This window comes from Azospirillum sp. TSO35-2 (assembly GCF_003116095.1).
In the GTDB taxonomy this organism is placed as follows: domain Bacteria; phylum Pseudomonadota; class Alphaproteobacteria; order Azospirillales; family Azospirillaceae; genus Azospirillum.
On record NZ_LGRA01000021.1, the window covers coordinates 182,591 to 209,286 of the forward strand.

The following is a 26,696-nucleotide window of genomic DNA, read 5'->3' on the forward strand; positions in this document are numbered from 1 at the left end:
GGATCGTGTCCCACAGCCTTGCCCCGCTTCGCGCCGAAATCGACGCCATCGACGACGAGATCGTCGCCTTGCTGGGCAAGCGCCTGTCCGTCGTCCACCGCGTGGCCGTGGTGAAGATGGCGGAGGGGTTGCCGGCCGTCCTGCCCGACCGCGTTGAAGCGGTCAAGGCGTTGGCGGCCGAGCGTGGCAAGGCTTACGGCCTCGATCCGGACTTCATGGCCACCCTGTACCAGACGATCATCGACGAGGCGTGCCGGGTCGAGGAAGGCATCTTTGCCGCCGGCCGCGAGGATGCGCCTCGCTCCTGAATGGGGAGAACACCCTTGGCCGACATGAATTACGACGTCATCGTCATCGGCGGCGGGCCGGGCGGTTACGTGGCGGCGATCCGCGCCGCGCAGCTGGGCCTGCACACCGCGGTCATCGAGCGCGAGAACCTGGGCGGCATCTGCCTGAACTGGGGCTGCATCCCGACCAAGGCGCTGCTGCGCTCGGCCGAGGTGCTGCACCTCGCCAAGCACGCCGCCGACTATGGTCTGGTCATCCAGAACCCGTCCTTCGATCTCGACAAGGTCGTGGCGCGGTCGCGCAAGGTCGCCGGCCAGCTCAACGGTGGCGTCAAGCACCTGCTGAAGAAGAACAAGGTCACGGTGATCGAGGGCTCGGCGAAGCTGGCCGGCAAGGGGCTGGTCGCGGTCACCAAGGGCTCGGCCGCCGTCGGCACCTTCGGCGCCAAGCACATCATCATCGCCACCGGCGCCCGCGCCCGCACCCTGCCGGGGCTGGAGGACGACGGCAAGCTGGTCTGGACCTACCGCAAGGCGATGACCCCCGACACCATGCCGAAGTCGCTGCTGGTCATCGGATCGGGCGCCATCGGCATCGAATTCGCCAGCTTCTACAACGCCTTGGGCGCCAAAGTTACCGTGGTCGAGGTGATGGACCGCATCCTTCCGGTGGAGGATGAGGAAATCTCCGGAATGGCCCGGAAAGCCTTCGAAAAGCAGGGCATGCGGATCATCACCGGCGCCAAGGCCGGCAACCTGCGCAAGGCCGCCGACAGCGTGACCGTAGCCGTCGAGGCCGGCGGCAAGACCGAGGACATCACGGTCGACCGCGTCATCGTCGCCGTCGGCATCAGCCCGAACACCGAGGGGCTGGGGCTGGAGAACACCAAGGTCAAGACCGACCGCGGTCACATCCAGACCAACGCCATGTGCCAGACCGACGAGCCGGGCGTCTACGCCATCGGCGACGTGACCGGCGCCCCCTGGCTCGCCCACAAGGCCAGCCATGAAGGCGTGATCGTTGCCGAACACATCGCCGGCAAGCACCCGCACGCGCTGAACGTCCGCAACATCCCGGGCTGCACCTACTCCCACCCGCAGATCGCCTCGGTCGGCCTGACGGAGAAGAAGGCCAAGGAGCTGGGCTACGAGGTCAAGGTCGGCCGCTTCCCCTTCATCGGCAACGGCAAGGCGATCGCTCTCGGCGAGGCGGAGGGTCTGATCAAGACCGTCTTCGACGCCAAGACCGGCGAGATGCTGGGCGCCCACATGATCGGCGCTGAAGTGACCGAGCTGATCCAGGGCTACGGCATCGCCAAGACGGCGGAGCTGACCGAGGCCGAGCTGATGCACACCGTGTTCCCACATCCGACCCTGTCGGAGATGATGCACGAGTCGGTCCTTGATGCCTATGGCCGGGCGATCCACTTTTAACTAAGCTTTTCCGAGGTGACGTTTTCCCGAAAGGCGGAGCATGGACCGCAGCAGCGCCGCGTATGACGAGGATTTCTGCGCCTGGACCCAGAACCAGGCGGCGGAGCTTCGCCATGCCGGCGCCGAGCGCAACAACGCCCCCGTCGATTGGGAAAACGTCGCGGAGGAGATCGCGTGCTTGGGCCGCAGCCAGAGGTCCGAGATCGACAGCCGCCTGGGCGTGCTGCTGGTCGACCTGCTGAAATGGCTGTGCTGTCCGGATTTGCGCGAGCGGTGCGAGCGCGGCTGGCGGCTGACCGTCCGGGAGCAGCGGGAAAAGCTGCTGCGGGAAATCAACGACAGCCCGAGCTTGCGGCCCTACATCGCCGAGGCCTTCGCCGATGTCTATGCGGACGCCCGCCTGCGGGCTGCCGTCGAGGCGGACGCATCGGATGGACAATTCCCGGTCGAGCCGCCTTTCACGCTTGACCAAGCGCTCGATCCGGCCTATCCGGCCGAACTGTTTCCGCCGGAATGGCGGGTTTGACACCCTCATCGCACCTATGTCGGGGCCGGGGCATCGCGTCGGCCGTCGGGAGCTTTAGACCATGACCCTCGTCGACCAGACCGAGAAGCTGCGCCACCCCGAAAAGGCCCACAAGCCCGACAACCCCATCCAGCGCAAACCGGCCTGGATCCGGGTCAAGGCGCCGATGAGCCAGGAATACAGCGAGACTCGCCAGCTGATGCGCGGGCTCAAGCTGAACACCGTGTGCGAAGAGGCCGCCTGCCCGAACATCGGGGAGTGCTGGAAGCACAAGCATGCCACCTTCATGATCCTGGGGTCGATCTGCACCCGCGGCTGCGCCTTCTGCAACGTCGAGACCGGGCGTCCCGACCGGTTGGACCCGCATGAGCCCGACAATGTGGCCGACGCGGTCGGCAAGCTGAAGCTGTCCCACGTCGTCATCACCTCGGTCGACCGCGATGACCTGGAGGACGGCGGGGCTGAGCATTTCGCCCGCACCATCCGCGCGGTGCGCGCCGCGTCGCCCAGCACGACCATCGAAATCCTGACCCCCGACTTCCAGAAGAAGAAGGGCGCGGTCGAGGTGGTGGTCGAGGCCAAGCCCGACGTGTTCAACCACAATCTGGAAACCGCGCCGCGGCTCTACCCGACGATCCGTCCGGGCGCCCGCTATTTCGCCTCGCTGCAGCTGCTGGCGCGGGTGAAGGAACTGGACCCGACGATCTTCACCAAGTCCGGCCTGATGGTCGGGCTGGGCGAGACCAAGGAAGAGATCGGGCAGGTGATGGACGATCTCCGCTCCGCCGATGTGGACTTTCTGACGATTGGGCAGTATCTCCAGCCCACGCCCAAGCACGCGGCGGTGGACCGGTTCGTGACTCCCGAGGAGTTCGACGGTTATATCACCGTCGGTCGCGGCAAGGGCTTCCTGCTGGTGGCGTCGTCGCCGCTGACGCGGTCGTCCTACCATGCGGGCGCGGATTTCGAAAAGCTGCGCGAGGCCCGGCTTCGCAAGCTGGGTGCTGTGGCCGCGGACTAAGGCGGCGGAACAAAAGGATACGGGACGGGTATGCCGACGCACGCGGAAAAGAAGGTTCTTCCCTACACGCCCATGCAGATGTACGCGCTGGTTGCCGATGTGGAGAAGTACCCGGAGTTTCTGCCCTGGTGCCTCGCGTCCCGCATCCGCAAGCGCGACGGCAACGTGATGTTCGCGGACCTGATCATCGGCTTCAAGATGGTCCGCGAACGCTTCACCTCACGGGTGGAGTTGAACGAGCCCGAGTGCCGGATCAACGTCCAGTACACCGAGGGGCCGTTCCAGTACCTGAACAACCACTGGATCTTCAACGACCATCCCGGCGGCTGCTGCGTCGACTTCTTCGTCGATTTCGAGTTCCGCTCCAAGATGCTCCAGAAGATCATGGGCCTGCTGTTCAACGAGGCGGTGCGCCGCATGGTGCAGGCGTTCGAGACGCGGGCGAACCAGCTCTACGGGCCGGCCGGGGCCACGCAATCGGCGTGAGGCCCCGTGCCATGCGGAGGGCTCTGCCCGCGAAGCCAAGGCCCGCGGGCGCGGGCCGCCCGGCGTCTGAGGGAGCAGAAAAACTGCGTCAGGTCTTGTCGGACCACAGCTCGCCGCCGCTGGCCCAGTCGCTCTTCTTCACATCCTGAAAGATGATGTCGACCGCCGAGGGCGAGCAGCCGAGCACCGCGACGGTGGCCTCGGTCAGCGCCTTGGCGTAGGCGCGCTTCTGTTCGACGGTCCGGCCTTCGAAGAGCTGGATGTTGATGGTCGGCATCGATTTTCCCTTTCCTGTAAAAGAGCTTGCCCGGCGGTCTTCAGCGCAGGCTCGAGGTTGGCCGGGCCAGCCGCAGCCGCTCCAGCGCCGCCTGGACGGTTGCCATCCGCACGGCGTCGCGGTCGCCGGGGAAGGTGTACTCCTTGGCCTTGGCGGCGCCGCCGCGCACCGCGGTGGCGATGTAGACCCGGCCGACCGGCTTGTCGGCGGTGGCGCCGCCGGGGCCGGCGATGCCGGTCACCGCGACCGTGACGTCGGCCCGCGATTTGGCCAGCGCCCCGACCGCCATCGCCACGGCGACCTCCGGGCTGACGGCGCCGTGGGCGTGCAGCAGGCTGGCCGGGACGTTCAGCATCTCGGTCTTGGCGATGTTGGTGTAGGTGACGAAACCGCGGTCGACGACCTTCGACGAACCGGCGATGTCGGTCAGCGCCCCGGCGATCAGTCCGCCGGTGCAGGATTCGGCGGTCGCCACCATGTAGCCGGCCAGCCCATATTCGGCCAGCGTCTGGGCGGCGAGTTCGCGGATGTGGTCGGGAAACATGTCGGCCTCTCCCGGCTCGTGTCGCCGTGCTGTTTGACGGATCTTATCCCGGAAGCCGGACGGTCGCCACCGCCTGCGCGGCGATGCCCTCGCGCCGGCCGGTGAAGCCCAGCTGTTCGGTGGTCGTCGCCTTGACGCTGACCCGGCCGACCTCGATGCCCAGGATTTGAGCAACGCGCTCGGCCATGGCGGCGCGGTGCGGACCGACCTTCGGGCGCTCGCAGATGATGGTGATGTCGGCGTGGGCGATGACGCCGCTGCGCTCCGCCACCAGATCGGCGGCGTGGCGCAGGAAGCGGGCGCTGTCGGCCCCGCGCCAGCGCGGATCGGTCGGCGGGAAGTGGCTGCCGATGTCGCCGGCGGCCAGCGCGCCCAGGATGGCGTCGGTCAGCGCGTGCAGGCCGACGTCGGCGTCGGAATGCCCCTCCAGCCCATGGCTGTGCGGCACGCGCAGGCCGCACAGCGTCACGAAGTCGCCGTCGGTGAAGCGGTGGACGTCGAAGCCGCTGCCGGTGCGGATGTCGTTCAGACCGGCCATCACGATCCGCGCGGCGCGGGTCAGGTCGTCGGGGGTGGTCACCTTGAAATTGTCCTCGTTCGACGGCACCAGCGCGACCGGCAGCCCGGCGCGCTCGGCGACCGCGGCGTCATCGGTCAACGACAGGCCGGATGCTGCGCGGTGCGCCTCCAGAATGGCGGGAAAGCGGAAGCCCTGCGGAGTCTGCGCCCGCCACAGCCCCTCACGGTCGACGGTGCCGGCGCTGACGCCGTCCGTGCCGCGCTTCAGGGTGTCGGCGACCGGAACCGCGGCGATGGCGCCCGGCGCGCTGTCCAGCGCGGCGATCACCCGGGTGATGGTGTCGGCGTCGACCAGCGGGCGGGCGGCGTCGTGGATCAGCACGAGGTCGGGCGCGCCGGCCAGCGCCAGCGCCTCCAGCCCGTTGCACACCGACTCCTGCCGGGTGGCTCCGCCGGCCACCGGCTCCGCCAGCCCGAGGCCGCCGACCGCAGCGTCATAAGCGTCGCGCCACGCCGGGTCGATGACGACGCGCACGCCGCTGACCTGGGGGTGGCGTCGGAACGCCTCCACCGTCCGCCGCAGCACGGGTGCGCCGGCGAGGTCGAGATACTGTTTCGGCCGTTCGGCTCCGAAGCGTTGGCCGGAACCGCCGGCGACGATCAGAGCGATGCAGGTGGGCATGGGGCGAACCGTACGATATGATAGCCACTTGACGGAAACGTCGCGGAGCCTAGCCTGTCGCCGTGGTTCCGCCAAGTGTCGAGCCCGACCCGCACCGGAGACGATCTCCGGCGGGCCGGCGCCGGCATGACGTGGCGGAAAACGGGAGTGCGTTCGGGTCCATGTCGCAGAACATCCTACTCAGCCTCACGGCGCTGGTGGCCTTGCTGCCGGCCGCCCTCTATCCCTATCGTCGCATCGCCGGGCAGGGGGTGGACGGGCGTGGCTGGTCCTTTTGGGGCGCCTTGCTGCTCGCCGCCGCCGGTCCCGGCATGTGGGCGATCTTCCAGGTCGCCGGGCAGTGGCACACCGGCTTCTCCACCGCCCTGTGGGTCACCACCGCCGCCTGCATGGCGCTGTTCATCGGGCTCAGCCTGATCCACCGGACGGCGTGGCGTCTGGCGCCGCTGCTGCTGCCCTATCTGCTGGCGGTCTGCCTGCTGGCAACGCTGACGGAGGACGCGCCGGCCCCGCTGCTGCGTGGCAACGCGCCGGGCGTGTGGATCGACCTGCACATCGCGGTGTCGGTGTTCACCTACGCCCTGTTGACACTCAGCGCCGTCGCCTCTTTCGCGGCAGTGATCCAGACCCGGGCGCTGAAGAGCAAACGGCCGACGCCGCTCAGCCGTTTCCTGCCGCCGGTGGCGGAGAGCGAGCGGCTGCAACTGGCGCTGCTGGTGGCGTCGGAGGTGGTGCTGGGTGCCGGACTCGCCACCGGCATGGCGGTGCTGTATTTCGAACGCGGTCTGCTGTTCCGCCCCGACCACAAGACCTTGCTGTCGCTGGCAACCTTCGTGGTGATCGGCATTTTGCTGCTGGCGGAATACCGCACCGGGGTGCGCGGGCGGACCGCGGCGCGCACGATGTTGATCGTCTATCTGCTGGCGACGCTGGCCTATCCCGGCGTGAAGTTCGTGTCCAACGTCCTGCTCGGGCAATGGACCTGGAGTTGACCTCCACCCGCTGAAGGCCGGTTGCAGCCCGTGCCGGGTTGAGTCGAGGGCAGGGGAGCCGTACGGCTTTGGCTTCGCCCTTGCACACTGGCGTATCTGCGTGATAGCCTGCCCAAAATGTTGGCACTTTGTTGATTTGCCCATCAATCGGGCAGGTGAGAATGACCATTCAAATCGGCCCCATCACGCTCGCCGGACCGGTAATCCTGGCGCCCATGTCGGGCGTGTCCGACCTGCCGTTCCGCCGTCTGGTGAAGCGCGCGGGCTGCGGCCTTGTCGTGTCGGAGATGATCGCCAGCCAGGCGATGATCCGCGAGAACCGCCAGACCCTGCGGATGGTCGAAACCGAACCGGAAGAATTTCCGATGGCGGTGCAACTCGCCGGCTGCGAGCCCGAGGTGATGGCCGAGGCGGCAAAGCTGAACCAGGATCGTGGCGCCGCCATCGTCGACATCAACTTCGGCTGCCCGGTCAAGAAGGTGGTCAACGGCCACGCGGGCTCGTCGCTGATGCGGGACGAGGCGTTGGCCGGCCGCATCCTGGCGGCGGTGGTCAAGGCGGTGGACATCCCGGTCACGCTGAAGATGCGGCTGGGCTGGGACGACGGCAACCGCAACGCCCCGAACCTCGCCCGCATTGCCCAGGACTGCGGCATCAAGATGGTGACGGTCCACGGCCGCACCCGCATGCAGTTCTACACCGGCACCGCCGACTGGACCTATGTCCGCCAGGTGAAGGACGCGGTGTCGATCCCGGTGGTGGTCAACGGCGACATCGACAGCCTGGAGGCGGTCGACCGTGCGCTCGCCGAGTCCGGCGCCGACGGCGTGATGATCGGCCGCGGCAGCTACGGCCGGCCCTGGTTCCCGTCGCAGGTCATGCATCACCTCAGCAGCGGCGAGCGTCTGCCCGACCCGCCGCTGCACGAGCAGATGGGCATCCTGCTGGAGCATTTCGACAGCATGCTGAGCCACTACGGCCGTGACGGCGGCATGAAGGTCGCGCGCAAGCATGTCTCCTGGTACTCGACCGGCCTGCACGGCTCCAACGAGTTCCGGCAGGAGGTGAACCGCTTGGGTGATCCCGACGCGGTGCGCGACCGCATCCGTGCCTTCTATGAACCGGCAATCGAAAGGATGGCCGCCTGATGGACCCCGTACCCATGACCGCCCCGACCCAACGCGGCCGGCCCCGGTCCGGCGGCGCGCGGTCGCCCCGGCTGGAGGCCCTGGTGGTGCTGAACAGCCTGCCCGATCCGGTGCTCGTGGTCGATGGCGACGGCGAGATCCGCTTCGTCAACCTGGAGGGGCAGGAGTTCTTCGACCTGTCGGCCAACGCCATGGAAGGCATGCCGCTGCCCGACCTGCTGCCGCCCGACAGCCCGGTGATGGGGCTGATCGAGCAGGTGCGCCGCGGCAGCCGCCGGGTGTCGCAGGACGGGGTCATCATCGACACCCCGCGCATCGGCCCGCACCACGTCACGGTCCAGGTCGCGGCGATGGGCGATCCACCGGACCATGTGGTGCTGACCATCCACGAGCGGTCGCTGGCCCGCAAGATCGACAATTCGCTGACCCATCGCCATGCCGCCCGTTCGGTCACCGCGATGGCGGCGATGCTGGCGCACGAGGTGAAGAACCCGCTGTCGGGCATCCGCGGTGCGGCGCAGTTGCTGGAAGAGAATGCTGACGAGCAGGACCGGGTGCTGACCCGGTTGATCTGCGACGAGGCCGACCGTATCGTCGCGCTGGTCAACCGGATGGAGGTGTTCTCCGATGAACGGCCGCTGGAGCGGGCGGCGGTGAACATCCACACGGTGCTGGAGCATGTGCGGAAGGTCGCCCAGAGCGGCTTTGCCCGAAAAATACGCTTTGTCGAGCGCTACGACCCGTCGCTGCCTCCTGTTTATGGCAATCGCGACCAACTTGTGCAGGTTTTCCTGAATCTGGTGAAAAATGCGGCAGAGGCTGCACCGGAATCGGGCGGCGAGATCACGCTGATCACCTCCTACCAGCATGGTGTGCGCATGGCGCTGCCGGGCGGCGACGTGCGGCAGCATCTGCCGTTGCTGGTGTCGGTGCAGGATAACGGCGACGGCATTCCGGAAGATCTCCAGTCGAACCTGTTCGATCCCTTCGTGACCAGCAAGGTGAACGGGACTGGCCTTGGTCTTGCATTGGTGGCGAAACTCATCGGCGACCATGGCGGAACCATCGAGTTCGACAGCCAGCCTCGCCGAACCGTCTTCAAGGTGTCGCTGCCGATGTACGATGATTCGAAATTCGATGGTTCGAAGAGTGCCGAAACCGGCCCGCTGACCAGAGGCGGCCGAGGGAGTCGTTGATGAGCGCGGCGACCATTCTGATCGCGGATGACGATCGCGCCATCCGCACCGTCCTGACGCAAGCGCTCGCCCGCCTCGGGCACGAGGTGCGCACCACCGGCAACGCCGCCACGCTGTGGCGTTGGGTGGCCGACGGGCAGGGGGATCTGGTCATCACCGACGTGGTGATGCCGGACGAGAACGGCCTGGACCTGATCCCGCGCATCAAGAAGCTGCGGCCCGAGCTGCGCGTCATCGTGATGAGCGCGCAGAACACGCTGATCACCGCCGTCAAGGCGGCGGAGCGCGGCGCCTTCGAGTATCTGCCGAAGCCCTTCGACCTGAAGGAGCTGATGTCGGTGGTCGAGCGGGCGCTGAACACCAACAACCCGCCCGCCGCCATGCCCGGCGGCGACATGGAGGGTGAGGAGCAGCTTCCGCTGATCGGCCGGTCGCCGGCGATGCAGGAAATCTACCGGGTGCTGGCCCGTCTGATGGGCACCGACCTGACGGTGATGATCACCGGCGAGTCCGGCACCGGCAAGGAGTTGGTCGCCCGCGCGCTGCACGACTACGGCAAGCGGCGCAACGGCGCCTTCGTCGCCATCAACATGGCGGCCATCCCGCGCGAGCTGATCGAGTCCGAGCTGTTCGGCCATGAGAAGGGCGCCTTCACCGGCGCAACCAACCGGTCGACCGGCCGGTTCGAGCAGGCGCAGGGCGGCACCCTGTTCCTGGACGAGATCGGCGACATGCCGCTCGACGCCCAGACCCGGCTGCTGCGCGTCCTGCAGGAGGGCGAATACACGACGGTCGGCGGCCGCACCGCCATCAAGACCGACGTGCGCATCATCGCCGCCACCCACCGTGACCTGCGCACCCTGATCCGCCAGGGCCTGTTCCGCGAGGATCTGTTCTACCGGCTGTGCGTCGTGCCGATCCGCCTGCCGCCGCTGCGCGAGCGGACGGAAGACATCCCGCTGCTGGTCCGCCACTTCCTCAACCTCGGGATCAGCCAGGGGCTTCCGGCCAAGAGCATCGACCAGGCGGCGATGGACCGGCTGAAGCGCTACCGCTGGCCCGGCAACGTCCGCGAGCTGGAGAACTTGGTCCGCCGCCTCGCCGCGCTCTACTCGCAGGAGGTCATCGGCATCGACGTGGTGGAGGCCGAGCTGGCCGACGCCACCCCGGCGGCCCAGCCGGTGGAGGAACCGCAGGGCGAAGGGCTGTCCTCGGCGGTCGAGCGCCACCTGAAGGACTATTTCGCCGCCCACAAGGACGGCATGCCGTCGAACGGCCTGTACGACCGCGTGTTGCGCGAGATCGAACGGCCGCTGATCTCGCTCAGCCTGTCGGCGACGCGCGGCAACCAGATCAAGGCGGCGCAACTGCTGGGCCTGAACCGCAACACCCTGCGCAAGAAGATCCGCGACCTCGACATCCAGGTGATGCGCGGCATCAAGTAGCGGCGACCCGGGCTCCGCAACCCGCCCGTGCCAAAATTGTGACACAGCTTTGGCGCGGGCGCCGGGGGCGGCGGACAGGGCGACAATCGTGCAATCGGGCCGCGATCGCTCGACATAGAGCGTCCTGTCCGAAAGACAGAGCCATTGCAGCTTGGCAGAGCCGCAACAGAGGTGTATCTTTCCGGCAACAGATTAGCGCCGGACCATGTCTTCGACCTCTGAGAACCCGACATCGAGCCCCGCGCCCGGTCCGTCCCCCGGACCGACGCCTGTGTGGCAGAAACTCCTCCTGTGGTCCCGGCGGGTCGGCCTGGGCAAGCGGATGGCGTTCGCCCTGTCGATCGCGGCGCTCGCCGCCGGCTTCGCCACCTACGCGGCGATGACCGAAAGCGCGCCGTTCGGTCAGGCCAACCCGCGCACCGTCACGCTGCTGCTGACGCTCGACCTTGCCATCCTGCTGACGCTGGGCGTGCTGATCGCCCGGCGCATCGTGGCGATCCTGATCGGGCGGCGCCGCGGGTTGGCGGGATCGCGGCTGCACACCCGGCTGGTGCTGGTGTTCAGCGTGCTGGCGGTGGCCCCGGCCATCATCATGACCGTCTTCTCCACCGTGTTCTTCTATGTCGGGGTGCAGAGCTGGTTCAGCGACCGGGTGCGCACGGCGGTGAACGAATCGCTGGTGGTCGCCAGCGCCTATCTGCACGAGCATCAGCAGAACATCCGCGCCGACGCACTGGCCATGGCCAACGACCTGTCGCAGGAGGCGCGGCTGTCGAGCGATCGCCAGCGCTTCGAGCAGATCGTCGCCACCCAGGCGATGCTGCGCGCGCTGTCGGAGGCGATCGTCTTCAACGGCTCCACCGGGGCGATCGTCGCGCGCTCCGGCTACACCTTCACCCTCGAATTCGACCCGATCCCGGAAGACAAGCTGCAGCAGGCCCGCAACGGCGAGGTCGCGCTGATCGTCAACGAGTCGGACGACCGGGTGCGCGCTCTGGTCAGCCTCGACCGCGTGTCCGACACCTTCCTCTATGTCGGCCGCATGGTCGAACCGCGGGTGCTGCAGCACATGGCCTCGGCCGAGGGGGCGGTGAAGGAGTACACCGCGCTGGAGAACCAGCGCGGCAGCCTTCAGGTCACCTTCACGCTGATCTTCCTGGTGGTGGCGATGCTGCTGCTGCTGGCGGCGGTGTGGGCTGGGCTGAACTTCGCCACCCGGCTGGTCCGCCCGATCAGCGCGCTGATCGGCGCTGCGGAGCGGGTGCGCGCCGGCGACCTGACCGTCCGCGTGTCGGAGCCGCCGGGGGAGGACGAGTTCGTCCTGCTGTCCCGCGCCTTCAACCGCATGACCACCGAGATCGAAGGCCAGCGGCGGGAGCTGCTGTCGACCAACCGCCTGCTGGACGAACGGCGCCGCTTCACCGAGACGGTGCTGTCCGGCGTGTCGGCCGGTGTGCTGGGGCTGGACGCCGACGGCGTCATCAACCTGCCGAACCTGTCGGCGGCGCGGCTGCTGGGCGAGAACGATCCCGACCGGCTGGTCGGCGTGCCGCTGGTCGAGCTGCTGCCCGACATGGGCGACCTGATGGAGAACGCGCCGCGCCGGCCCGGCCGCGTGGTGCAGGACCAGATCCAGATCCGCCGTCCGGGCCGGCCGATGCTGACCCTGCTGGTTCGCATCGCGGCCGAGGTGCGCGGCGGCGACGTGCGCGGCTATGTGGTGACCTTCGACGACATCACCGAACTGGTGTCGGCGCAGCGCAAGGCCGCCTGGGCCGACGTGGCGCGGCGCATCGCCCACGAGATCAAGAACCCGCTGACGCCGATCCAGCTGTCGGCCGAACGGCTGCGCCGCAAATACCTGAAGGAGATCTCCAGCGACACGGAGGTCTTCACCATGTGCACCGACACCATCATCCGGCAGGTCGACGACATCCGCCGCATGGTCGACGAATTCTCCGCCTTCGCGCGCATGCCGCAGCCGGTGATGAAGCCCTGCAACATCAACGATCTGGTGCGTCAGGCGGTGTTCCTGCAGTCGAGCGCGCACAGCACCAAGATCCATTTCGACACCCGACTGCCCAGCGGCCCGCTGACCGTCGCCTGTGACAGCCGGCAGATTTCCCAGGCGCTGACCAACCTGCTGCAGAACGCCGCGGACGCCATCGAGGGGCGGGCGCCAGCGCCCGACGGGACGGAGCTGCCGCCCGGCGAGGTGTCGATCGCGGTCGAGGATGATGGCGAGAAGGTCACGGTCGTCGTCGAGGACAACGGCAAGGGCCTGCCCACCGACGAGCAGCGCGACCGGCTGACCGAACCCTATGTGACGACGCGGGTCAAGGGCACCGGCCTGGGGCTCGCCATCGTCAAGAAGATCATGGAGGACCATGGCGGCGTGCTGACCCTGGAGGACCGCGACGGCGGACCCGGGGCGCGCGTGATCCTGGTCATTCCACACCCGGTTGCGACCGTGGCGGACGCAGGCGCGGACGCGGGCGGCCGTGACGACAGGCCGGCGGAGACCGGCGGAGAGATGAGGCACGAAGCCCATGGCGCATGATATTCTGATCGTCGACGACGAAGCCGATATCCGGATGCTGATCGCCGGCATTCTGAACGACGAAGGCATCAAGACCCGCGAGGCCGCCGACGCCGATCAGGCCTTCGCCCAGGTGGCGGCGCGCCGGCCCAGCCTCGTCGTGCTCGACATCTGGCTCCAGGGCAGCCGGCTGGACGGCCTGCAGATCCTGGAACAGCTGATGCGGGACCACGGCAACCTGCCGGTCATCATGATCTCCGGCCACGGCAACATCGAAACCGCGGTGCAGGCGATCAAAGTCGGCGCCTACGACTTCATCGAGAAGCCGTTCAAGGCCGACCGCCTGCTGCTGATGGTGGAGCGCGCCATCGAGGCGGCGCGGCTGAAGCGCGAGAACCAGGAACTGAAGCTGCGGGCTGGCGGCGACATCGACCTGATCGGCCGGTCATCGGCGATCAACCAGGTGCGGCAGTCGATCGACAAGGTCGCCCCCACCGGCAGCCGCGTGCTGATCTCCGGCCCGGCCGGCGCCGGCAAGGAGGTGGTGGCCCGGATGATCCATGCCCGCTCGCGGCGCTCCGGCGGCCCCTTCGTCGGGCTGAACTGCGCCACCATGCGGCCGGAGCGGCTGGAGATGGAACTGTTCGGCACGGAGGCCGGCGTCGACGGTCCCGGCCGCAAGATTGGCACCTTCGAGCAGGCCCACGGCGGCACGCTGCTGCTGGACGAGGTCGCCGACATGCCGCTGGAAACCCAGGGCAAGATCGTCCGGGCCCTGCAGGAGCAGGTGTTCGAGCGGGTCGGCGGCGGCCAGCGCGTCGAGGTCGACGTCCGGGTGATCGCCACCTCCAACCGCGACCTGCAGGCGGAGATCGAGCAGGGCCGCTTCCGGCAGGACCTGTTCTACCGCCTGTCGGTGGTGCCGATCCGCGTGCCGTCGCTGGCCGAGCGGCGCGAGGACATCCCGGTTCTGGCCCGCCACTTCATGCAGCGTTCCGCCGAGGCGTCGGGCCTGCCGATCCGCGAGTTCGGCGAGGACGCAATGGCGGCGCTCCAGGCCTATGACTGGCCGGGCAACGTCCGCCAGCTCCGCAACGTCGTCGACTGGCTGCTGATCATGGCCCAGGGCGACCCGAAGGAGCCGATCCGCGCCGACACCTTGCCGCCGGAGATCGGCGCCATCACCCCCACCGTGCTGAAATGGGACAAGGGCGGCGAGATCATGGGCTTGCCGCTGCGCGAGGCGCGCGAGGTGTTCGAACGCGAGTATCTGTTGGCCCAGGTCACCCGCTTCGGCGGCAACATCTCGCGCACCGCGTCCTTCGTCGGCATGGAACGCTCCGCCCTGCACCGCAAGCTGAAGTCGCTCGGCGTGCATGGCAGCGAGAAGGGGAAGATGTTCATCGAGTGAGCGGCGGCTTGCATCCCGGCGCAGAAATGGTCATATAAGAATGACCATTTCTTTGGAGGTCAAGATGGGCTTGCCGGTGGTGACCGTCAGCGTGACGGAGTTCAAGGCGAAATGCCTGTCGCTCTTCGATGATCTGGAAGATCGCCGGGTTGCCAAGATCGTGGTGACCCGCCATGGCCGGCCGGTTGCAGAGTTGAATCCGCCCGACCGGGAATTGCCGCCGCTGTTCGGCGCCCATCCGGGGTCCGCAATGGTGGTGGGGGACTACGACCTGACACAACCGACATTCGAAGACGATGTCTTCGATGCAGAACGTGGGATCCTTCATCGGTGACCGCGGCATGATCCTTCTCGATACCCACGCGATACTCTGGCTCGACGCCGGGATCGAGATCACATCCGCGGCCCGCGACCGGGTCGAAGAGGAGAGGGGGGCAGGCGGAGTTCTGATCTCCACCGTTTCGGCGTGGGAAATTGGGACGCTGGCTCGCAAGGGTCGGATTCGCCTGGATCTGGAGCCGTCCACCTGGATGCAGCGCTTCCTCGCTGGTGCCGGGCTGCGCTGCATACCGTTGTCCGTCGAGGCGGCGCTCGGCGCGTCGAGTTTGCCGGAGCCGCTGCACAACGACCCTGCCGACCGGATGCTGATCGCCACCGCCCGTGAATTCGGCATTCCCCTGATGACCCGGGACCGACTGATTCATGACTATGCCGCCTCGACGGGCACCATTCGGGTGATCGGCTGCTGAACTGCAGACCGCGATCCCGCGACTTCACCGGAGCATCCTCTTGTCCGCCCCCATCACCCTGCCGCGCGCCGTCATCTACGACTGGGACAACACCCTGGTCAGCAACTGGGACACCGTGCGCGAGGCGCTGAACCACGCGCTGGTGTCGTTCGGCCTTGACCCGTGGAGCGCCGAGGAGGCGCGGGAGCGCATCAAGGCGTCGTTGCGCGACAGCTTCCCACGCATCTTCGGCGAGCGCTGGACCGAAGCGCGCGACCTGTTCTACGGCTATTTCGCGGCGCATCACCTGGACGGGTTGAAGCCGTTGCCCGGCGCCGGGGCGCTGCTGCGCCATTTCCACGAGCGCGGCGTCTATCAGGCGGTCGTGTCCAACAAGAACGGCACGTTCCTGCGGGCGGAGGCCGAGGCGCTGGGCTGGACCGGCTATTTCGGCCGGCTGGTCGGCGCCCAGGACGCGGAATTTGATAAACCGCACCTCGCCCCGGTGCGGATGGCGCTGGAACCGGCGGGGCTGGAACCGGGGCCGGACGTCTGGTTTCTCGGCGATGCCGACATCGACATGGAATGCGCCCATGGCGCCGGGCTCGTTCCGGTGCTAATAGGGCTCGGCGAGGGGAGCGGCTTCGACCGCTTTCCCCCCGCCCATCGTCACGCCGACTGCTCGGCCCTGCACAGCGTCGTGTATGGCTTGGTTGGCGGCGATGGTGATACCATATCCCTCAACACGGTTGTCGAGACGGTACCCACGCGCACCAAACCTTCACCGTAAACGGGGAGCGGACCGCCTAAGACAAGGGGTCCCAAGAACATTGAAGAAGGGGGCATGTTAAATGTCTGAAAAAAGCCAGAACGTGCAGGACGTGTTTCTCAATCACGTCCGCAAGAACAAGACTCCCGTAACCGTCTTTCTCGTGAACGGCGTGAAACTCCAGGGTATCATCACTTGGTTCGACAACTTCTCGGTTCTTCTGCGTCGCGACGCGCACTCTCAGCTTGTGTACAAGCACGCGATCTCGACGGTCATGCCCGCGCATCCCATTCAACTGTTCGAGCCGCCCAAGGAAGGTGAAAGCGTCTGATCCCTTGACCAATGGCGACGGCGGGGCCCCCCAGGGCGCCGCGCGGGCCATCGTGGTCCACCCCGTCCTCCGCAGCGAGGCGGACGGGGACATGCGTCCTCCCGAATCCCGGCTTGAGGAGGCGGTCGGTCTTGCCCAGGCGATCGAGCTGGACGTCGTCCACGCCGAAAGCGCCAAGGTGAACCGCCCGCAGCCTTCGACCTTGCTCGGCTCCGGCACGGTGGAGCATCTGGCGGAGATCGTGGAGGAGAACGAGGTTTCCCTCGTCATCATCGACCATGGTCTGTCGCCGGTGCAGCAGCGCAACCTGGAACGGGCGCTGAAGGCGAAGGTCATCGACCGCACCGGCCTGATCCTGGAGATCTTCGGTGCCCGCGCCCGCACGCGGGAAGGCATGCTCCAGGTCGAGCTGGCGTCGCTGACCTACCAGAAATCGCGGCTGGTGCGGTCCTGGACCCACCTGGAGCGTCAGCGCGGCGGTTTCGGTTTCCTCGGTGGCCCCGGTGAATCCCAGCTTGAGCTTGACCGGCGTCTGATCGGCGACCGCATCATCAAGATCAAGAAGGAGCTGGAGGATGTCCGGCGCACCCGCGGCCTGCACCGAAAGGCGCGCGCCAAGGTGCCTTATCCGGTGGTGGCGCTGGTCGGCTACACCAACGCCGGCAAGTCCACGCTGTTCAACCGGCTGGCCAACGCCGACGTCTTTGCCCAGAACCTGCTGTTCGCCACGCTCGACCCCACCATGCGGCAGGTGACGCTGCCGTCGGGGCGCAAGGTGATCCTGTCGGACACGGTGGGTTTCATCTCCGACCTGCCGCACGGCCTCGTCGCCGCCTTCCGCGCCACGCTGGAGGAGGTGGACGCCGCCGACATCATCCTGCATGTCCGCGACATCGCCCACATCGACAGCGACGCCCAGAAGGCCGACGTCCATGAGGTGCTGTCCGGCATGGGCATCGACCCGGAGACCGACGACCGGGTGATCGAGGTGCTGAACAAGATCGACGCGCTGGACGGCGACAGCCGCGCGGCGATCCTGACCCAGACCGCGCGCAACCCGCGGGCGGTGGCGGTGTCGGCCCTGTCCGGCGAGGGCATCGACGACCTCGACCGCCTGCTGGACCAGCGGATGAACGTGCACCGGCAGGTTGTCGACCTGGAGGTGGACCTGGAGGACGGCGCAGCGCTCGCCTGGCTCTATGCCAAGGGTGAGGTGCTGGAACGCCGCGACGACGAGGAGAGGGCGCACCTGCAGGTGTCCATCGATCCCGCCGACCTCGCACGGTTCGAAAAGCGGTTCCAGCCGTCCTCCGAACTGCCGTCGGACCCGCCCGGTCCGCCGCCGACGACGCCGTAAGGCGGACCTCGCCGAAGGGTATGGGGTGCAACCATAGGCTATGACCTGTTGCACCCCACTCCGGTCTTAAGACGAATGCGGCGTGGTCATTTCCTCCTGGGGCTCCGATGATGACAACGGAGCAAGGGCGCTCCCAGGAGGAGGACTGCCAATGCGGTTGCAAACCGACCCATCGTGCTTTTCGATCACGGCTTTCCTCGCCGATCAGGTTGCGCTGGTGGCCCGACAGGAGAAGCTTCCGCCCGGCGCGGCGCTTTTGCGCCTGCAGGAACTGTCGCGAACTCCCGAAGGACGGGCCACCCTGATGCGGCTGATCACCGCGGCCGCCGAACGGGAACCGAACGCCGACGAAGCGGCGAAGATCGCCGCCATCTGCCTTGAACTGACGGCGTGGGGCTATGGCGACAGCCGGCCGCGCGGCCGTTTCACCGACGGAACCGGCCGCGGACCGACCCACCGCGCCGCGGCATGACGCAAGCGGGGTTGTTGATGGGTGACGGCGTGGGCGGTGGCAGGCCATAATGGGTCCGTTCGCCATCGTCGCGGTTTCGTCGTGTTCCGTCCCGTCCCGTTGCCCATCCTGACCAGAACCGACCGCGTCTCCACCGTGTGGCGGGCGTTGCCGGTTCTGTTGGCGTTTGCTGCCGTGCCGATGGCGTGGGCCGAACCTCTGCCGCCCGGTGCGCCGCTGCCGCCCGGCTATGTCGAGGAACCGGAGGTACCGCCCGAAGACCCGCTTCCGCCACCGCCGGAGCCGCTGCCGGTGGCTCCCGACGAACCGGTGATCGTGGCGCCCGACGCGGTGGAACTGCTGAAGGAATGCAAGCAGCCGGTCTTCACCGACTGTTTCCGCCTGTGGCAGCCGCCCCCCCCACCACCCGCGCCGCCCGAACCGGAAAAGGACACCGCCGGCCCGGCGCCGCCGGCGCCCCCCGACCCGAGGGCGCCGCGCGAACCGGCGCAGGGCGGCCCGGTGCCGCCCCGGCCGCCCGATCCCGGCAAGGAGGCAGCGGCCGCCGCGGCCGATCGGGCGACCCTAGACGCGCTGTCGAAGGCGCTGAAGGACAGCGGGTTGGGCGACAAGGTGCTGCTGACCAACCCGGCCGGCGGCGACCCGACCCTGAAACTCGACAGCATGCCCGCCAAGCCCCCGTCGAAGCGCTGAGGTCCGGAGGGGGCAGGGGTCAGGCCGGCGCCATGCTCCGATACTGGAAGGCGGTCATGGCGCGCTGCGACAAGTCATACCGGCGTGCCACGTCGCTGCTCAGCGCCGCGGGGGCGAGGCTGCGGGCGTGGTCGTCGCTGGCGATGTCGACCAGCAGGACGATCCGCTGGGATTCGGGGGCGTTTTCCACCTGATGGGGAAAGGTGAAGTCGCCCGTCCACACAACGCCCGGCGGATAGGCGGCGGCACCGTCGCCGATCAGCGTCAACGCGCCCGGCGGCGCCAGGACCGGCACGATCAGCCGCGCCTCGGGCAGGTGCAGCGCCTGGTTGTCGAAATGCCAGCGCAGGAAGCCGCCCGGCGCCTGACGGTGGAGGTCGCAGCCCAGGACGCGGCAACCCAGCGCCTCCAGCAGCCGGCGCGCGCTCGGCATCGTCTGCAAGGCCGGTGTGGCGACGCCTTCCCGGAAGCAGCCGTCGGATCCCTGCAGGCGCCGTTCGACCAGACAGATCGACGACCAACTGCCGTCGTCGGCCAACATCAACCGCTGATCGGCGGGCCATTCCGCGTCGAGCGCGGCGAACTCCCGCTGAAGCGGCACCGGGTCGGCGGTGACGCTCAGCGGCGCGTGCAGCATCAATCCGCTGCCGACGGTGACCTGCTGCCAGGGATGCAGGACGGGTTGCGCAGGGTGGTGCATGGGGGCCGCGACCAATTCGGTTGTATATCCTCGCGATCATTAAACCATCTTGCGGTGGCCTGCCAGCCGGTCCGCAGGCAAGATGCCAGCGACCTTTCATCACCGCGAGCAGTCCACCATGACGGGCCTCTCCCTTCCAGACCTCGGCCTTCACGACGTCGAACAGGTGTCCGACCTGATCCGCGCGGTCGCCCGCAGCGAGATCATGCCCTATTTCCGCAAGCTCGACGCCTCCGGCATCCGGCAGAAGACCGGTCCGACCGACCTCGTCACGCTGGCGGACGAGGCCGCCGAACGGGCGCTGACCCCGGCGCTGTCGGCGCTGCTGCCCGGCAGCCGGGTGATCGGCGAGGAGGCGGCGTCGGAGGACGAGCGCGTGCTCGACCGCATCCACGGCGACGAGCCGGTGTGGATCATCGACCCGGTCGACGGCACCATCAACTTCGCCCAGGGGCGTGCGATGTTCGCGGTGATCGTCGCCCTGGCGCATCGTGGCGAGACGGTGGCGGGCTGGATCCACGATCCGGTCGACGGGCGGATGGCGACCGCCGTGAAGGGGCAGGGGGCGTGGCTCGACGGCCGGCGCGTCCAGGTCGCCCCGGCGGTGCCGCTGCCGGACATGGTCGGCGCCCTGTCCACCCGCTTCTGCGGTGAGGCGATGGGTCGGCAACTGGAACAGCGCGGCGCGGCGCTCGGCGAGCGGGTCTGCCTGTCCAGCGCGGCGCAGGAGTATCTGCGGCTGCTGGAAGGCCGGGCGCACTACTCCCTCTATCATCGGCTGATGCCGTGGGACCATGCCGCCGGCGTGCTGCTGCACGCGGAGGCCGGCGGCCATGCGGCGCTGATCGACGGCACGCCCTATGGACCGGGGCTGCTCAATGGCAGCATCCTGCTGGCGCCCGATGCGGTGAGCTGGCGGGCGCTGCGGGACCAACTGTTCGGGTGAGGCGCCGGCGGGGTGCCGAAGGTCGCGCTCAGTGCGCCATCAGCGCCGGCAGGGCCAGACCTTCCAGCACCTTGCGGGTGGCGCCGCCCAGCACCAGCTCGCGCAGGCGGGAGTGGCCGTAGGCGCCCATCACCAGCAGGTCGGCGCCCTGGTCGGCGCAGCAGGACAGGATCGTGTCGCCGACCTCGCCGGCGGAGCCGATGACCGACTGCGGCCGGGCGGCGATGCCATGGCGGTGCAGCCAGTCGGACAGCGCCGCCGCGTCGTTGGTGCGCTGGCCGAGCGGCTCCACGGTGACGACGGTGACGCTCTCCGCCGTTTCCAGGAAGGGCATGGCGGCGCGGACCGCGCGGGCCGATTCCCGGCTGTTCTTCCAGGCGATCAGCGCATGGCGGCCGATCGGCGCACCGACCGGTTGGGCCGGTGGCAGGACCAGCACCGGCGTGGCGGTCTCCAGCGGCAGCCGGTCGGGGATGTGGTGCAGCGAGATCCGCTCCCCCGCCCGCACCGCGGCCGACTGCGCGACGATGACCAGGTCGGCGTAGGAGGCCCGTTCGGCCAGCAGCTCGACATGGTCGCCCTCTTCGACCGCCCAGTCGTAGGGCAAGCCGTCCAGGGCGGCACGGACCTCCTGCTCCACCTTCTCGGCGTTCTCATGGGCGATGGCCGTCGCCTCCGCCATGAAGCCGTAGGAGGCGGCGCGGCCGGTCGCGCCCGCCGGCATCGACACCGGCGTGGCGATGTAGAGCACCTGGACATGGGCGGAGAAACGCTTGGCCAGCGCCGCCGCAACGGCAAGCCGGCCGGCGTGGGCATCGTCGTTGGCCATGTGCAGCAGGATGGTCTTGATCGGCATGCCCTCGCTCTCCCGTTGGTCTGGCTCTTCGTCGCCGGATGCTCCTGGCGCGCGACCCCGGTCGGGGTGCTGCGGCGGAGCGGTTGCCACTAGGTAACGCCCCGCCGGGCCGGATGGCAACGCCGCAAGCGACGCCGCCCGGGCCGGTTACTTGACGACAACGGCGTAATGGTCGACCGGCTCCACCGTCTTGATCAGGCCGCGCGCCTTCAGGAACTCGGCGAAGCGGCTGTAGCGCTCGGCGTCCAGCGCCGCCGGGCTGTGGGCGAAGCGGGGCAGGGTGTCGGCCCAGGCCCGGCGGTTCAGCTCGTCGTTCAGCTCCGGCCGGTCCTTGACGAAGGCAGCCTGCGCCTCTTCCGGGTGGTTGAGGATGTAGAGCGTCGCGCGCTCCACCGCCGCCAGGAAGCGCTTGAAGCGCGGGTCGTTGGCCTTGTCCTTGCGCGCCTCCAGGATCAGCTCGTCATAGGGCGGGACGCCCTCCTCCTCGGGGTAGAAGGCGCGGCCGGGGTGCTGTTCGATCGCCATCTGGTTCAGCTCGAAGTTCCGGAAGGCGCCGATCACCGCGTCGACCTGCCCCGACAGCAGCGACGGCGACAGCGAGAAGTTGACGTTGACCAACTCGACATCCTTCAGGCTGAGCCCCTGCTTTTCCAGCATGGCGCCCAGCAGCGCGTCCTCGAACCCGGCGATGGAATAGCCGACCTTGCGGCCCTTCAGGTCCTTCAGCGTCTTCACCGGCCCGTCGCGCAGCACGACCAGGGAGTTCAGGGGGGTGGACACCAGCGTGCCGATGCGGACCAGCGGCAGCCCCTCCGACACCTGAAGGATCAGCTGCGGCTGGTAGGACACGGCGATGTCGGCGCCGCCGGCGGCGACCAGCTTGGGCGGGTCGTTGGGATCGGCCGGGGCGGTCAGCGTCACCTCCAGCCCGGCGTCCTTGAAGAAGCCCTTTTCCTGGGCGACGACCAGCGGCGCGTGGTCCGGGTTCACGAACCAGTCCAGCATGACGGTCAGCTTGTCCTGCGCGGCGGCGGGCCATGCTGTCAGAAGGCTGGCGGCCATCAGGCCGGCGGTGAACAGGTGCTTCATCGGGAACATCCCCTTCTTACGGAACGGCATCGTCGGTGGGTTGCGTGTCGGGTTGCCAGGGCAGCGCCCAGCGGGCCAGCGCGTCGACGGCGGCGTAGAGCGCCACCGCGAACAGCCCCAGCACCAGCACGGCGGCGAACAGCAGGTCGATCTGCATGCGGGCGTTGGCGTGCAGCATCAGGTAGCCGAGACCGGAGGAGGAGCCGACCCACTCGCCGATCACCGCGCCGATCGGCGCCACCGCGGCGGCGACCCGCACCCCGGACCAGAAGGCGGGCAGGGCGGCCGGCAGACGGATCGTCCATAGGATGGCGGCGGGGGAGGCGCCCATGGTGCGGGCGAGGTCGAGCCAGCCCGGATCGGTGCGGCGCAGCCCGTCGAACAGGGCGGTCGTCACCGGGAAATAGATCACCAGCACCGCCATGGCGATCTTGGACAGCATGCCATAGCCCAGCCACAGCACCAGCAGCGGCGCCAGCGCGAAGACCGGAATGGCCTGGCTGACCAGCAGCAGCGGCATCAGCCAACGCCGCGCCGTGCGGAAGCGCGCCAACGTCAGCGCGCTGACCGCTCCCAGCGCCACCCCGGCGACCAGCCCGATCACGATTTCGGCCAGCGTGGTCAGCCCGTGCGTCCACAGCAGCGGCGCCTGCCGGACCATCGCGTCGGCCACCGCCAGCGGGCCGGGCAGCAGATAGCGGGGCAGGCCGGTGACCGACACCAGCGCCTGCCAGCCGGCGGCCAGAACCACCAGCGTGATCGCGCCGCGCAGCAGCGCCTTCATTCCCCGAGCCTCCGCAACAGCTCCGCCTGGAGCGCCAGCAGGGCGGGATCGTCGACGCGGCGCGGCACCGGGCCGGGCGGCGTCAGCGCCGGACCCATGGTGGCGGGCCGGCCAGTCATCACATGCAGGCGGTCGCCGATGCGCAGCGCCTCCAGCGGATCGTGGGTGACCATCAGGACGGTGCGGCCGGCCAGCGTTTCCGCCGCGGTGTCCTGCAGCCGCAGCCGGGTCAGTGCGTCAAGCGCCGAGAAGGGCTCGTCCATCAGGACCAGCGGCTTGTCCTCCATCAGGGTGCGGGCCAGCGCCACGCGTTGGCGCTGCCCGCCGGACAGGGCGGCCGGTCGGTCGCGCTCGCGGCCCGACAGGCCGACGCGGTCCAACAGGGCGCGGGCACGCTCCACCCGGGCGGCGTCGGGCCGGCGGTGGCGCAGCCGGTCGCCCAGCAGCACATTGTCCAGCACGGTCAGCCAGGGCAGCAGAAGATCCTGCTGCGCCATGTAGGCGATGCGGCCGGCCAGCGGCAGCCCGTCGCCGGTGACGACGACGGTCGGCGGCTCCGGCTCGGCCAAGCCGGCGAGGATGCGCAGCAGAGTGGTCTTGCCGACGCCGCTCGGCCCCAGCAGGCAGGTGGTCCGCCCCGCCGGAAGGTCCAGCGTCAGGTCGGCGAACAGCAGCGTCCCGCCGTAGGTCAGGCGCGCGCTGTCGATGGTGACCGCCAGCGGGGTCATCGCACACACAGGCGGTGGATGGAGGGGGAACGGGCGCGCGCGGCCATCACTGATCCCTACGCCGGCATGAACCGGATCAGGTTCCAGGGGTCGTCCCGTACCGGGACCTCTCAGCCGCCCATCGGCTCCCCCCAGTGAAGGCGGCGACTATAGGCGCGGATCATCCGTGACCGCAAGCGTCGCCGGTCGGGCCTGCCATCCTGCGGGATGGCACGGCTGGCTTGACCATAGCGTCCGCACCCCTAGTTTCTGGCGGGCATGATGGAGAGCACGTCCCTGACCCACACCATTTCGGCCCGTACCCCCCTGTTCATCGGCGGCGAGATCTACCGCGGTTCCACCTATGGCCCGAAGCATCCGCTGGCGATTCCCCGCGTCTCGACCGCCATCGACCTCAGCCGCGCCATGGGCTGGCTGCCGGAGGAGGTCTATCTCGACACCCATGTGGCGAGCGAGGCGGAGCTGGCGCGCTTCCACACCGCCGATTACATCGCCGCCCTGAAGCGGGCCGAGGCGGAACAGCGCGTCGACGAGGCGACGGCGGCCCGCCACAACCTCGGCAAGCTGGAGAACCCGGTGTTCGCCGAGATGTACCGGCGACCGGCGGCCAGTTCCGGATCGGCGCTGCAGGCGGCGCGGCTGCTGGCCGATCGCCCGGCCGGGATCGTCTACGCCCCGGCCAGCGGCACCCACCACGCCCGCCCCGACCGCGCCAGCGGCTTCTGCTATTTCAACGCGCCGGTGCTGGGCATCTTGGAGCTGCTCGACCACGGGCTGGAGCGGGTGCTGTACGTCGACCTCGACGCCCACCATGGCGACGGGGTGGAGGCGGCTTTCGCCGACGACGAACGGGTGCTGACCGTCTCGATCCACGAGGATGGCCGCTGGCCCTACACCGGCAAGGCGGACGATCGCGCCGGCGGCATGGCGCGCAACCTGCCGGTGCCGCCGGGCTTCAACGACAGCGAGATGGAGCATGTGATGGCGGCGGCGGTCCTGCCGCTCGCCTGTGCCTTCCGGCCGCAGGCGATGGTGATCCAGACCGGCGCCGACGCGCTGGCCGAGGATCCGCTGAGCCGGCTGGAGCTGTCCAACCGCGCGCTGTGGGACGCGGTGGCGGCGCTGCTGCCGCTGGCGCCACGGGCGCTGGTGGTGGGCGGCGGCGGCTACAATCCGTGGTCGGTCGGGCGCTGCTGGGCCGGGATCTGGGCGGTGTTGAACGGCATCGACCCGGCGGTGCCGCCGACGGCGGCGGCGGAAGTGGTGCTGCGGGCGCTGACCTGGTCGCGCGCCGCCGGCCGCAACCCGCCGGACCACTGGTTCACCACGCTGGCCGACGAGCGCCGGCCGGGGCCGGTGCGCGACGCGGTGCGGTGGGTGGCGGAGCTTGCCGCCGGTTGACGGGGGCGGCCAGTCCTCGCTTCTGACGAAATTCGATCCATCCTGTGACGATTCGTTGACGGCCTCGGATTGTTCGTCGATCCTCGTAGGTCAGCGCCGGCGCGGCCGCCACCGCATCCGGCGGGTGGCGGCGCCACCGGGTTCGGGAGGAGCAGGGGACGGGCGGATGTCGAACACCACGCTGTTCCTGATCGCCATCGTCATCATCATGCTGGCCGCCGTCCCGGTGGCCATGATGCTCAAGGATTTCCTGCCGAACATCCTGGAAAAGAGCAGCGGCCTGGAGCAGATCGAGAACCGGGTCTATGTGCTGCACGCCGAGGCGCACGAGTTGCAGAACCGCGTCAACCATCTGGTCCAGCGCCGGAACAGCCAGTCGTCGGACCGCAACCGGCTGGAAAGCGACATCCGCAAGGCGGAAAAGCTGATCCGGGAACTGGCAAGCCAGCCGCCGCTGTTCGTCCACGAGGTGGGCGACCCGCAGGCCGGCCTGATGAAGTTCGTCGCCACGGTCACCCAGGAAAAGGCGTCCTCCGCCGCCCGGGCGAACGGGGAGAGGGTGGCGGTCAACCCGATCTGGCGCTGCGCCAACGTGGCGGAGGTCTGGGCCTCCAGCTTCGACGAGGCCAAGCAGATGGTCGACGTCGCCTTCCCCTTCAAAATGGGCTTCGAGAAGTCGTTCATGCGCGGCGACGCGCGCAAGGGTGGCCGCCCCGCCGCCCCGGCGACGGCCGGTTCCGGCATGAAGATGGGTGCCGGCGCATGATGGTGAACTTCATCATCGTCCTGGCGATCATCGCCATCGGCGCCTGGCTCGGCAACGTGCTGCTGTCGGTCGAGCAGCGGGTGTCGCAGGCCCGCCAGCGGGTGCGCGGCGTGCGGGGAACGCTCGACAAGCTGGACGCCACCATCCACCGCCTGCACCGGGAAGAGGAAACGCTGCACGGCGAAATGGACGAGTTGGCGCGCGAGATCGTTGAACTGCGCCGCAAACAGTCCGAGGTCCAGCAGCGCCTGACCGAGGCCCAGGCCAAGCGTCGGCCGCAGATCCTGATCCTGACCGACCGCCGCAACCCGGGCGACAAGGAATGGCTGGTCACCGTGGTCAACCAACAGATCGGCGAGATCGACGCCACCCACCCGCTGGCCGTCGACTGGGCGCGCGGGCGCGAGTATCTGGTGTGGGCGGAATCGGACCGCGAGGCGGCCGAACGCGCCAACCGGCGGTTCAGCGCCCGTCCGGGTTATCAGGTGCGGTCGGTGACACCGGTCAAGGATGACCTCTACAACGCCGCCCCGGCCTCCCGCACCGCCGCCGCCTGAACGCGCGCATGA

At 68.7% G+C, this 26,696-nt stretch carries 30 protein-coding genes and 1 riboswitch; of the genes, 22 read left to right on the plus strand and 8 right to left on the minus strand.

Annotation, left to right across the window (positions count from 1 at the left end; all coding sequences use genetic code 11):
* The first annotated feature begins 5 nt into the window (after positions 1-5).
* From TSO352_RS17060 to TSO352_RS17080, 5 genes are all read left to right on the plus strand, one after another.
* A complete protein-coding gene (locus TSO352_RS17060; protein WP_109108520.1) occupies positions 6-308 on the plus strand; it encodes a chorismate mutase in 303 nt (100 codons plus the stop codon).
* Between the two features lie 15 nt (positions 309-323).
* Positions 324-1,721, plus strand: a complete 1,398-nt coding sequence (gene lpdA, locus TSO352_RS17065) for a dihydrolipoyl dehydrogenase (protein WP_109108521.1) — start codon at positions 324-326, stop codon at positions 1,719-1,721.
* A 40-nt stretch (positions 1,722-1,761) separates the two neighbouring features.
* Complete coding sequence (locus TSO352_RS17070) at positions 1,762-2,247, plus strand: DUF29 domain-containing protein (protein WP_109108522.1); 486 nt, start codon at positions 1,762-1,764, stop codon at positions 2,245-2,247.
* Between the two features lie 61 nt (positions 2,248-2,308).
* Entirely contained in the window at positions 2,309-3,268 is a 960-nt protein-coding gene (gene lipA, locus TSO352_RS17075) for a lipoyl synthase (protein WP_109108523.1), read from the plus strand.
* A gap of 30 nt (positions 3,269-3,298) precedes the next feature.
* Positions 3,299-3,754 carry a type II toxin-antitoxin system RatA family toxin gene (locus tag TSO352_RS17080; protein WP_109108524.1) on the plus strand — a complete coding sequence of 152 codons (456 nt, stop codon included), beginning with the start codon at positions 3,299-3,301 and terminating at the stop codon, positions 3,752-3,754.
* Positions 3,755-3,842: 88 nt separating this feature from the next.
* Here the strand turns inward: TSO352_RS17080 and TSO352_RS17085 are convergent, their stop codons facing one another.
* Genes TSO352_RS17085 through TSO352_RS17095 form a run of 3 tightly spaced genes read right to left on the minus strand, consistent with a single transcriptional unit; the run spans position 3,843 to position 5,776 of the window.
* Entirely contained in the window at positions 3,843-4,031 is a 189-nt protein-coding gene (locus tag TSO352_RS17085) for a 4-oxalocrotonate tautomerase (protein ID WP_109108525.1), read from the minus strand.
* A 40-nt stretch (positions 4,032-4,071) separates the two neighbouring features.
* Complete coding sequence (locus TSO352_RS17090; RefSeq protein ID WP_109108526.1) at positions 4,072-4,575, minus strand: CinA family protein; 504 nt, start codon at positions 4,573-4,575, stop codon at positions 4,072-4,074.
* 43 nt (positions 4,576-4,618) lie between these two features.
* Entirely contained in the window at positions 4,619-5,776 is a 1,158-nt protein-coding gene (locus TSO352_RS17095) for a bifunctional 2-C-methyl-D-erythritol 4-phosphate cytidylyltransferase/2-C-methyl-D-erythritol 2,4-cyclodiphosphate synthase (RefSeq protein ID WP_109108527.1), read from the minus strand.
* 161 nt (positions 5,777-5,937) lie between these two features.
* Between TSO352_RS17095 and ccsA the strand changes: the two genes are divergently transcribed.
* The 13 genes from ccsA (at position 5,938) to TSO352_RS17160 (ending at position 18,857) form a co-directional block, all read left to right on the plus strand.
* Positions 5,938-6,768 carry a cytochrome c biogenesis protein CcsA gene (ccsA, locus tag TSO352_RS17100; protein ID WP_109108528.1) on the plus strand — a complete coding sequence of 277 codons (831 nt, stop codon included), beginning with the start codon at positions 5,938-5,940 and terminating at the stop codon, positions 6,766-6,768.
* A 161-nt stretch (positions 6,769-6,929) separates the two neighbouring features.
* Positions 6,930-7,916, plus strand: a complete 987-nt coding sequence (gene dusB / locus TSO352_RS17105; RefSeq protein WP_109108529.1) for a tRNA dihydrouridine synthase DusB — start codon at positions 6,930-6,932, stop codon at positions 7,914-7,916.
* A gap of 14 nt (positions 7,917-7,930) precedes the next feature.
* Positions 7,931-9,112, plus strand: coding sequence for an ATP-binding protein (locus TSO352_RS17110; RefSeq protein ID WP_109108530.1), 1,182 nt, complete (start codon positions 7,931-7,933; stop codon positions 9,110-9,112).
* A complete protein-coding gene (ntrC, locus tag TSO352_RS17115; protein ID WP_109108531.1) occupies positions 9,112-10,557 on the plus strand; it encodes a nitrogen regulation protein NR(I) in 1,446 nt (481 codons plus the stop codon). Before TSO352_RS17110 ends, ntrC begins: the two co-directional genes overlap by 1 nt.
* 271 nt (positions 10,558-10,828) lie before the next feature.
* Positions 10,829-13,117 (plus strand): PAS domain-containing sensor histidine kinase, encoded by a 2,289-nt coding sequence (locus TSO352_RS17120; protein ID WP_109108532.1) that lies wholly within the window; start codon positions 10,829-10,831, stop codon positions 13,115-13,117.
* On the plus strand, positions 13,107-14,507 hold the full coding sequence (locus tag TSO352_RS17125; RefSeq protein ID WP_109108533.1) for a sigma-54 dependent transcriptional regulator: 1,401 nt from the start codon (positions 13,107-13,109) through the stop codon (positions 14,505-14,507). The genes TSO352_RS17120 and TSO352_RS17125 overlap by 11 nt, the downstream gene beginning before the upstream one ends.
* Positions 14,508-14,547: 40 nt before the next feature.
* A complete protein-coding gene (locus TSO352_RS17130) occupies positions 14,548-14,841 on the plus strand; it encodes a type II toxin-antitoxin system Phd/YefM family antitoxin (RefSeq protein ID WP_247872210.1) in 294 nt (97 codons plus the stop codon).
* Positions 14,813-15,256 carry a type II toxin-antitoxin system VapC family toxin gene (locus TSO352_RS17135; RefSeq protein WP_247872211.1) on the plus strand — a complete coding sequence of 148 codons (444 nt, stop codon included), beginning with the start codon at positions 14,813-14,815 and terminating at the stop codon, positions 15,254-15,256. The genes TSO352_RS17130 and TSO352_RS17135 overlap by 29 nt, the downstream gene beginning before the upstream one ends.
* Before the next feature lie 40 nt (positions 15,257-15,296).
* Positions 15,297-16,025, plus strand: coding sequence for an HAD family hydrolase (locus TSO352_RS17140; RefSeq protein ID WP_109108535.1), 729 nt, complete (start codon positions 15,297-15,299; stop codon positions 16,023-16,025).
* A gap of 61 nt (positions 16,026-16,086) precedes the next feature.
* Positions 16,087-16,335: an RNA chaperone Hfq gene (gene hfq / locus TSO352_RS17145; RefSeq protein WP_012974114.1), complete on the plus strand. Its 249-nt coding sequence runs from the start codon at positions 16,087-16,089 to the stop codon at positions 16,333-16,335.
* Positions 16,336-16,387: 52 nt separating this feature from the next.
* On the plus strand, positions 16,388-17,692 hold the full coding sequence (gene hflX, locus TSO352_RS17150; protein ID WP_109110697.1) for a GTPase HflX: 1,305 nt from the start codon (positions 16,388-16,390) through the stop codon (positions 17,690-17,692).
* Positions 17,693-17,843: 151 nt separating this feature from the next.
* Positions 17,844-18,164 carry a hypothetical protein gene (locus tag TSO352_RS17155; protein ID WP_247872213.1) on the plus strand — a complete coding sequence of 107 codons (321 nt, stop codon included), beginning with the start codon at positions 17,844-17,846 and terminating at the stop codon, positions 18,162-18,164.
* A gap of 81 nt (positions 18,165-18,245) precedes the next feature.
* The gene (locus TSO352_RS17160; RefSeq protein ID WP_247872214.1) at positions 18,246-18,857 is read left to right on the plus strand and encodes a hypothetical protein; all 612 of its coding nucleotides are present in this window, start codon (positions 18,246-18,248) and stop codon (positions 18,855-18,857) included.
* Positions 18,858-18,876: 19 nt separating this feature from the next.
* Here the strand turns inward: TSO352_RS17160 and TSO352_RS17165 are convergent, their stop codons facing one another.
* Positions 18,877-19,557: an aspartyl/asparaginyl beta-hydroxylase domain-containing protein gene (locus tag TSO352_RS17165; RefSeq protein WP_109108537.1), complete on the minus strand. Its 681-nt coding sequence runs from the start codon at positions 19,555-19,557 to the stop codon at positions 18,877-18,879.
* Between the two features lie 118 nt (positions 19,558-19,675).
* Here TSO352_RS17165 and TSO352_RS17170 point away from each other — a divergent pair, with 118 nt between their 5' ends.
* On the plus strand, positions 19,676-20,503 hold the full coding sequence (locus TSO352_RS17170) for an inositol monophosphatase family protein (RefSeq protein WP_109108538.1): 828 nt from the start codon (positions 19,676-19,678) through the stop codon (positions 20,501-20,503).
* A gap of 28 nt (positions 20,504-20,531) precedes the next feature.
* On the opposite strand, the gene TSO352_RS17175 is transcribed toward TSO352_RS17170, so the two are convergent.
* The 4 genes from TSO352_RS17175 to TSO352_RS17190 all read right to left on the minus strand — a co-directional run bounded on the left by TSO352_RS17175 (position 20,532) and on the right by TSO352_RS17190 (position 23,960).
* A complete protein-coding gene (locus TSO352_RS17175; protein WP_109108539.1) occupies positions 20,532-21,359 on the minus strand; it encodes a universal stress protein in 828 nt (275 codons plus the stop codon).
* 147 nt (positions 21,360-21,506) lie between these two features.
* Positions 21,507-22,448 (minus strand): ABC transporter substrate-binding protein, encoded by a 942-nt coding sequence (locus TSO352_RS17180; RefSeq protein ID WP_109110698.1) that lies wholly within the window; start codon positions 22,446-22,448, stop codon positions 21,507-21,509.
* A 16-nt stretch (positions 22,449-22,464) separates the two neighbouring features.
* Positions 22,465-23,232 carry an ABC transporter permease gene (locus tag TSO352_RS17185; protein ID WP_109108540.1) on the minus strand — a complete coding sequence of 256 codons (768 nt, stop codon included), beginning with the start codon at positions 23,230-23,232 and terminating at the stop codon, positions 22,465-22,467.
* The gene (locus TSO352_RS17190; protein ID WP_109108541.1) at positions 23,229-23,960 is read right to left on the minus strand and encodes an ABC transporter ATP-binding protein; all 732 of its coding nucleotides are present in this window, start codon (positions 23,958-23,960) and stop codon (positions 23,229-23,231) included. The genes TSO352_RS17185 and TSO352_RS17190 overlap by 4 nt, the downstream gene beginning before the upstream one ends.
* Positions 23,961-23,995: 35 nt before the next feature.
* Positions 23,996-24,102: riboswitch (TPP riboswitch) on the minus strand.
* 119 nt (positions 24,103-24,221) lie between these two features.
* Between TSO352_RS17190 and TSO352_RS17195 the strand changes: the two genes are divergently transcribed.
* The 3 genes from TSO352_RS17195 (at position 24,222) to TSO352_RS17205 (ending at position 26,684) form a co-directional block, all read left to right on the plus strand.
* On the plus strand, positions 24,222-25,361 hold the full coding sequence (locus tag TSO352_RS17195) for an acetoin utilization protein AcuC (RefSeq protein ID WP_109110699.1): 1,140 nt from the start codon (positions 24,222-24,224) through the stop codon (positions 25,359-25,361).
* A 166-nt stretch (positions 25,362-25,527) separates the two neighbouring features.
* Positions 25,528-26,127 (plus strand): hypothetical protein, encoded by a 600-nt coding sequence (locus tag TSO352_RS17200; protein ID WP_109108542.1) that lies wholly within the window; start codon positions 25,528-25,530, stop codon positions 26,125-26,127.
* A complete protein-coding gene (locus TSO352_RS17205) occupies positions 26,124-26,684 on the plus strand; it encodes a hypothetical protein (protein ID WP_109108543.1) in 561 nt (186 codons plus the stop codon). Before TSO352_RS17200 ends, TSO352_RS17205 begins: the two co-directional genes overlap by 4 nt.
* The last annotated feature ends 12 nt before the right edge of the window (positions 26,685-26,696 follow it).

Bases quoted from the DNA above. Each gene is read 5' to 3' on its own strand.
- TSO352_RS17070 (WP_109108522.1), top strand. From the start codon at position 1,762: ATGGACCGCAGCAGCGCCGCGTATGACGAGGATTTCTGCGCCTGGACC.
- lipA (WP_109108523.1), top strand. From the start codon at position 2,309: ATGACCCTCGTCGACCAGACCGAGAAGCTGCGCCACCCCGAAAAGGCC.
- TSO352_RS17080 (WP_109108524.1), top strand. From the start codon at position 3,299: ATGCCGACGCACGCGGAAAAGAAGGTTCTTCCCTACACGCCCATGCAG.
- TSO352_RS17085 (WP_109108525.1), bottom strand. From the start codon at position 4,031: ATGCCGACCATCAACATCCAGCTCTTCGAAGGCCGGACCGTCGAACAG.
- TSO352_RS17090 (WP_109108526.1), bottom strand. From the start codon at position 4,575: ATGTTTCCCGACCACATCCGCGAACTCGCCGCCCAGACGCTGGCCGAA.
- TSO352_RS17095 (WP_109108527.1), bottom strand. From the start codon at position 5,776: ATGCCCACCTGCATCGCTCTGATCGTCGCCGGCGGTTCCGGCCAACGC.
- ccsA (WP_109108528.1), top strand. From the start codon at position 5,938: ATGTCGCAGAACATCCTACTCAGCCTCACGGCGCTGGTGGCCTTGCTG.
- dusB (WP_109108529.1), top strand. From the start codon at position 6,930: ATGACCATTCAAATCGGCCCCATCACGCTCGCCGGACCGGTAATCCTG.
- TSO352_RS17110 (WP_109108530.1), top strand. From the start codon at position 7,931: ATGACCGCCCCGACCCAACGCGGCCGGCCCCGGTCCGGCGGCGCGCGG.
- ntrC (WP_109108531.1), top strand. From the start codon at position 9,112: ATGAGCGCGGCGACCATTCTGATCGCGGATGACGATCGCGCCATCCGC.
- TSO352_RS17125 (WP_109108533.1), top strand. From the start codon at position 13,107: ATGGCGCATGATATTCTGATCGTCGACGACGAAGCCGATATCCGGATG.
- TSO352_RS17130 (WP_247872210.1), top strand. From the start codon at position 14,548: ATGACCATTTCTTTGGAGGTCAAGATGGGCTTGCCGGTGGTGACCGTC.
- TSO352_RS17135 (WP_247872211.1), top strand. From the start codon at position 14,813: ATGCAGAACGTGGGATCCTTCATCGGTGACCGCGGCATGATCCTTCTC.
- hfq (WP_012974114.1), top strand. From the start codon at position 16,087: ATGTCTGAAAAAAGCCAGAACGTGCAGGACGTGTTTCTCAATCACGTC.
- TSO352_RS17155 (WP_247872213.1), top strand. From the start codon at position 17,844: ATGCGGTTGCAAACCGACCCATCGTGCTTTTCGATCACGGCTTTCCTC.
- TSO352_RS17165 (WP_109108537.1), bottom strand. From the start codon at position 19,557: ATGCACCACCCTGCGCAACCCGTCCTGCATCCCTGGCAGCAGGTCACC.
- TSO352_RS17170 (WP_109108538.1), top strand. From the start codon at position 19,676: ATGACGGGCCTCTCCCTTCCAGACCTCGGCCTTCACGACGTCGAACAG.
- TSO352_RS17175 (WP_109108539.1), bottom strand. From the start codon at position 21,359: ATGCCGATCAAGACCATCCTGCTGCACATGGCCAACGACGATGCCCAC.
- TSO352_RS17180 (WP_109110698.1), bottom strand. From the start codon at position 22,448: ATGAAGCACCTGTTCACCGCCGGCCTGATGGCCGCCAGCCTTCTGACA.
- TSO352_RS17185 (WP_109108540.1), bottom strand. From the start codon at position 23,232: ATGAAGGCGCTGCTGCGCGGCGCGATCACGCTGGTGGTTCTGGCCGCC.
- TSO352_RS17190 (WP_109108541.1), bottom strand. From the start codon at position 23,960: ATGACCCCGCTGGCGGTCACCATCGACAGCGCGCGCCTGACCTACGGC.
- TSO352_RS17195 (WP_109110699.1), top strand. From the start codon at position 24,222: ATGGAGAGCACGTCCCTGACCCACACCATTTCGGCCCGTACCCCCCTG.
- TSO352_RS17200 (WP_109108542.1), top strand. From the start codon at position 25,528: ATGTCGAACACCACGCTGTTCCTGATCGCCATCGTCATCATCATGCTG.
- TSO352_RS17205 (WP_109108543.1), top strand. From the start codon at position 26,124: ATGATGGTGAACTTCATCATCGTCCTGGCGATCATCGCCATCGGCGCC.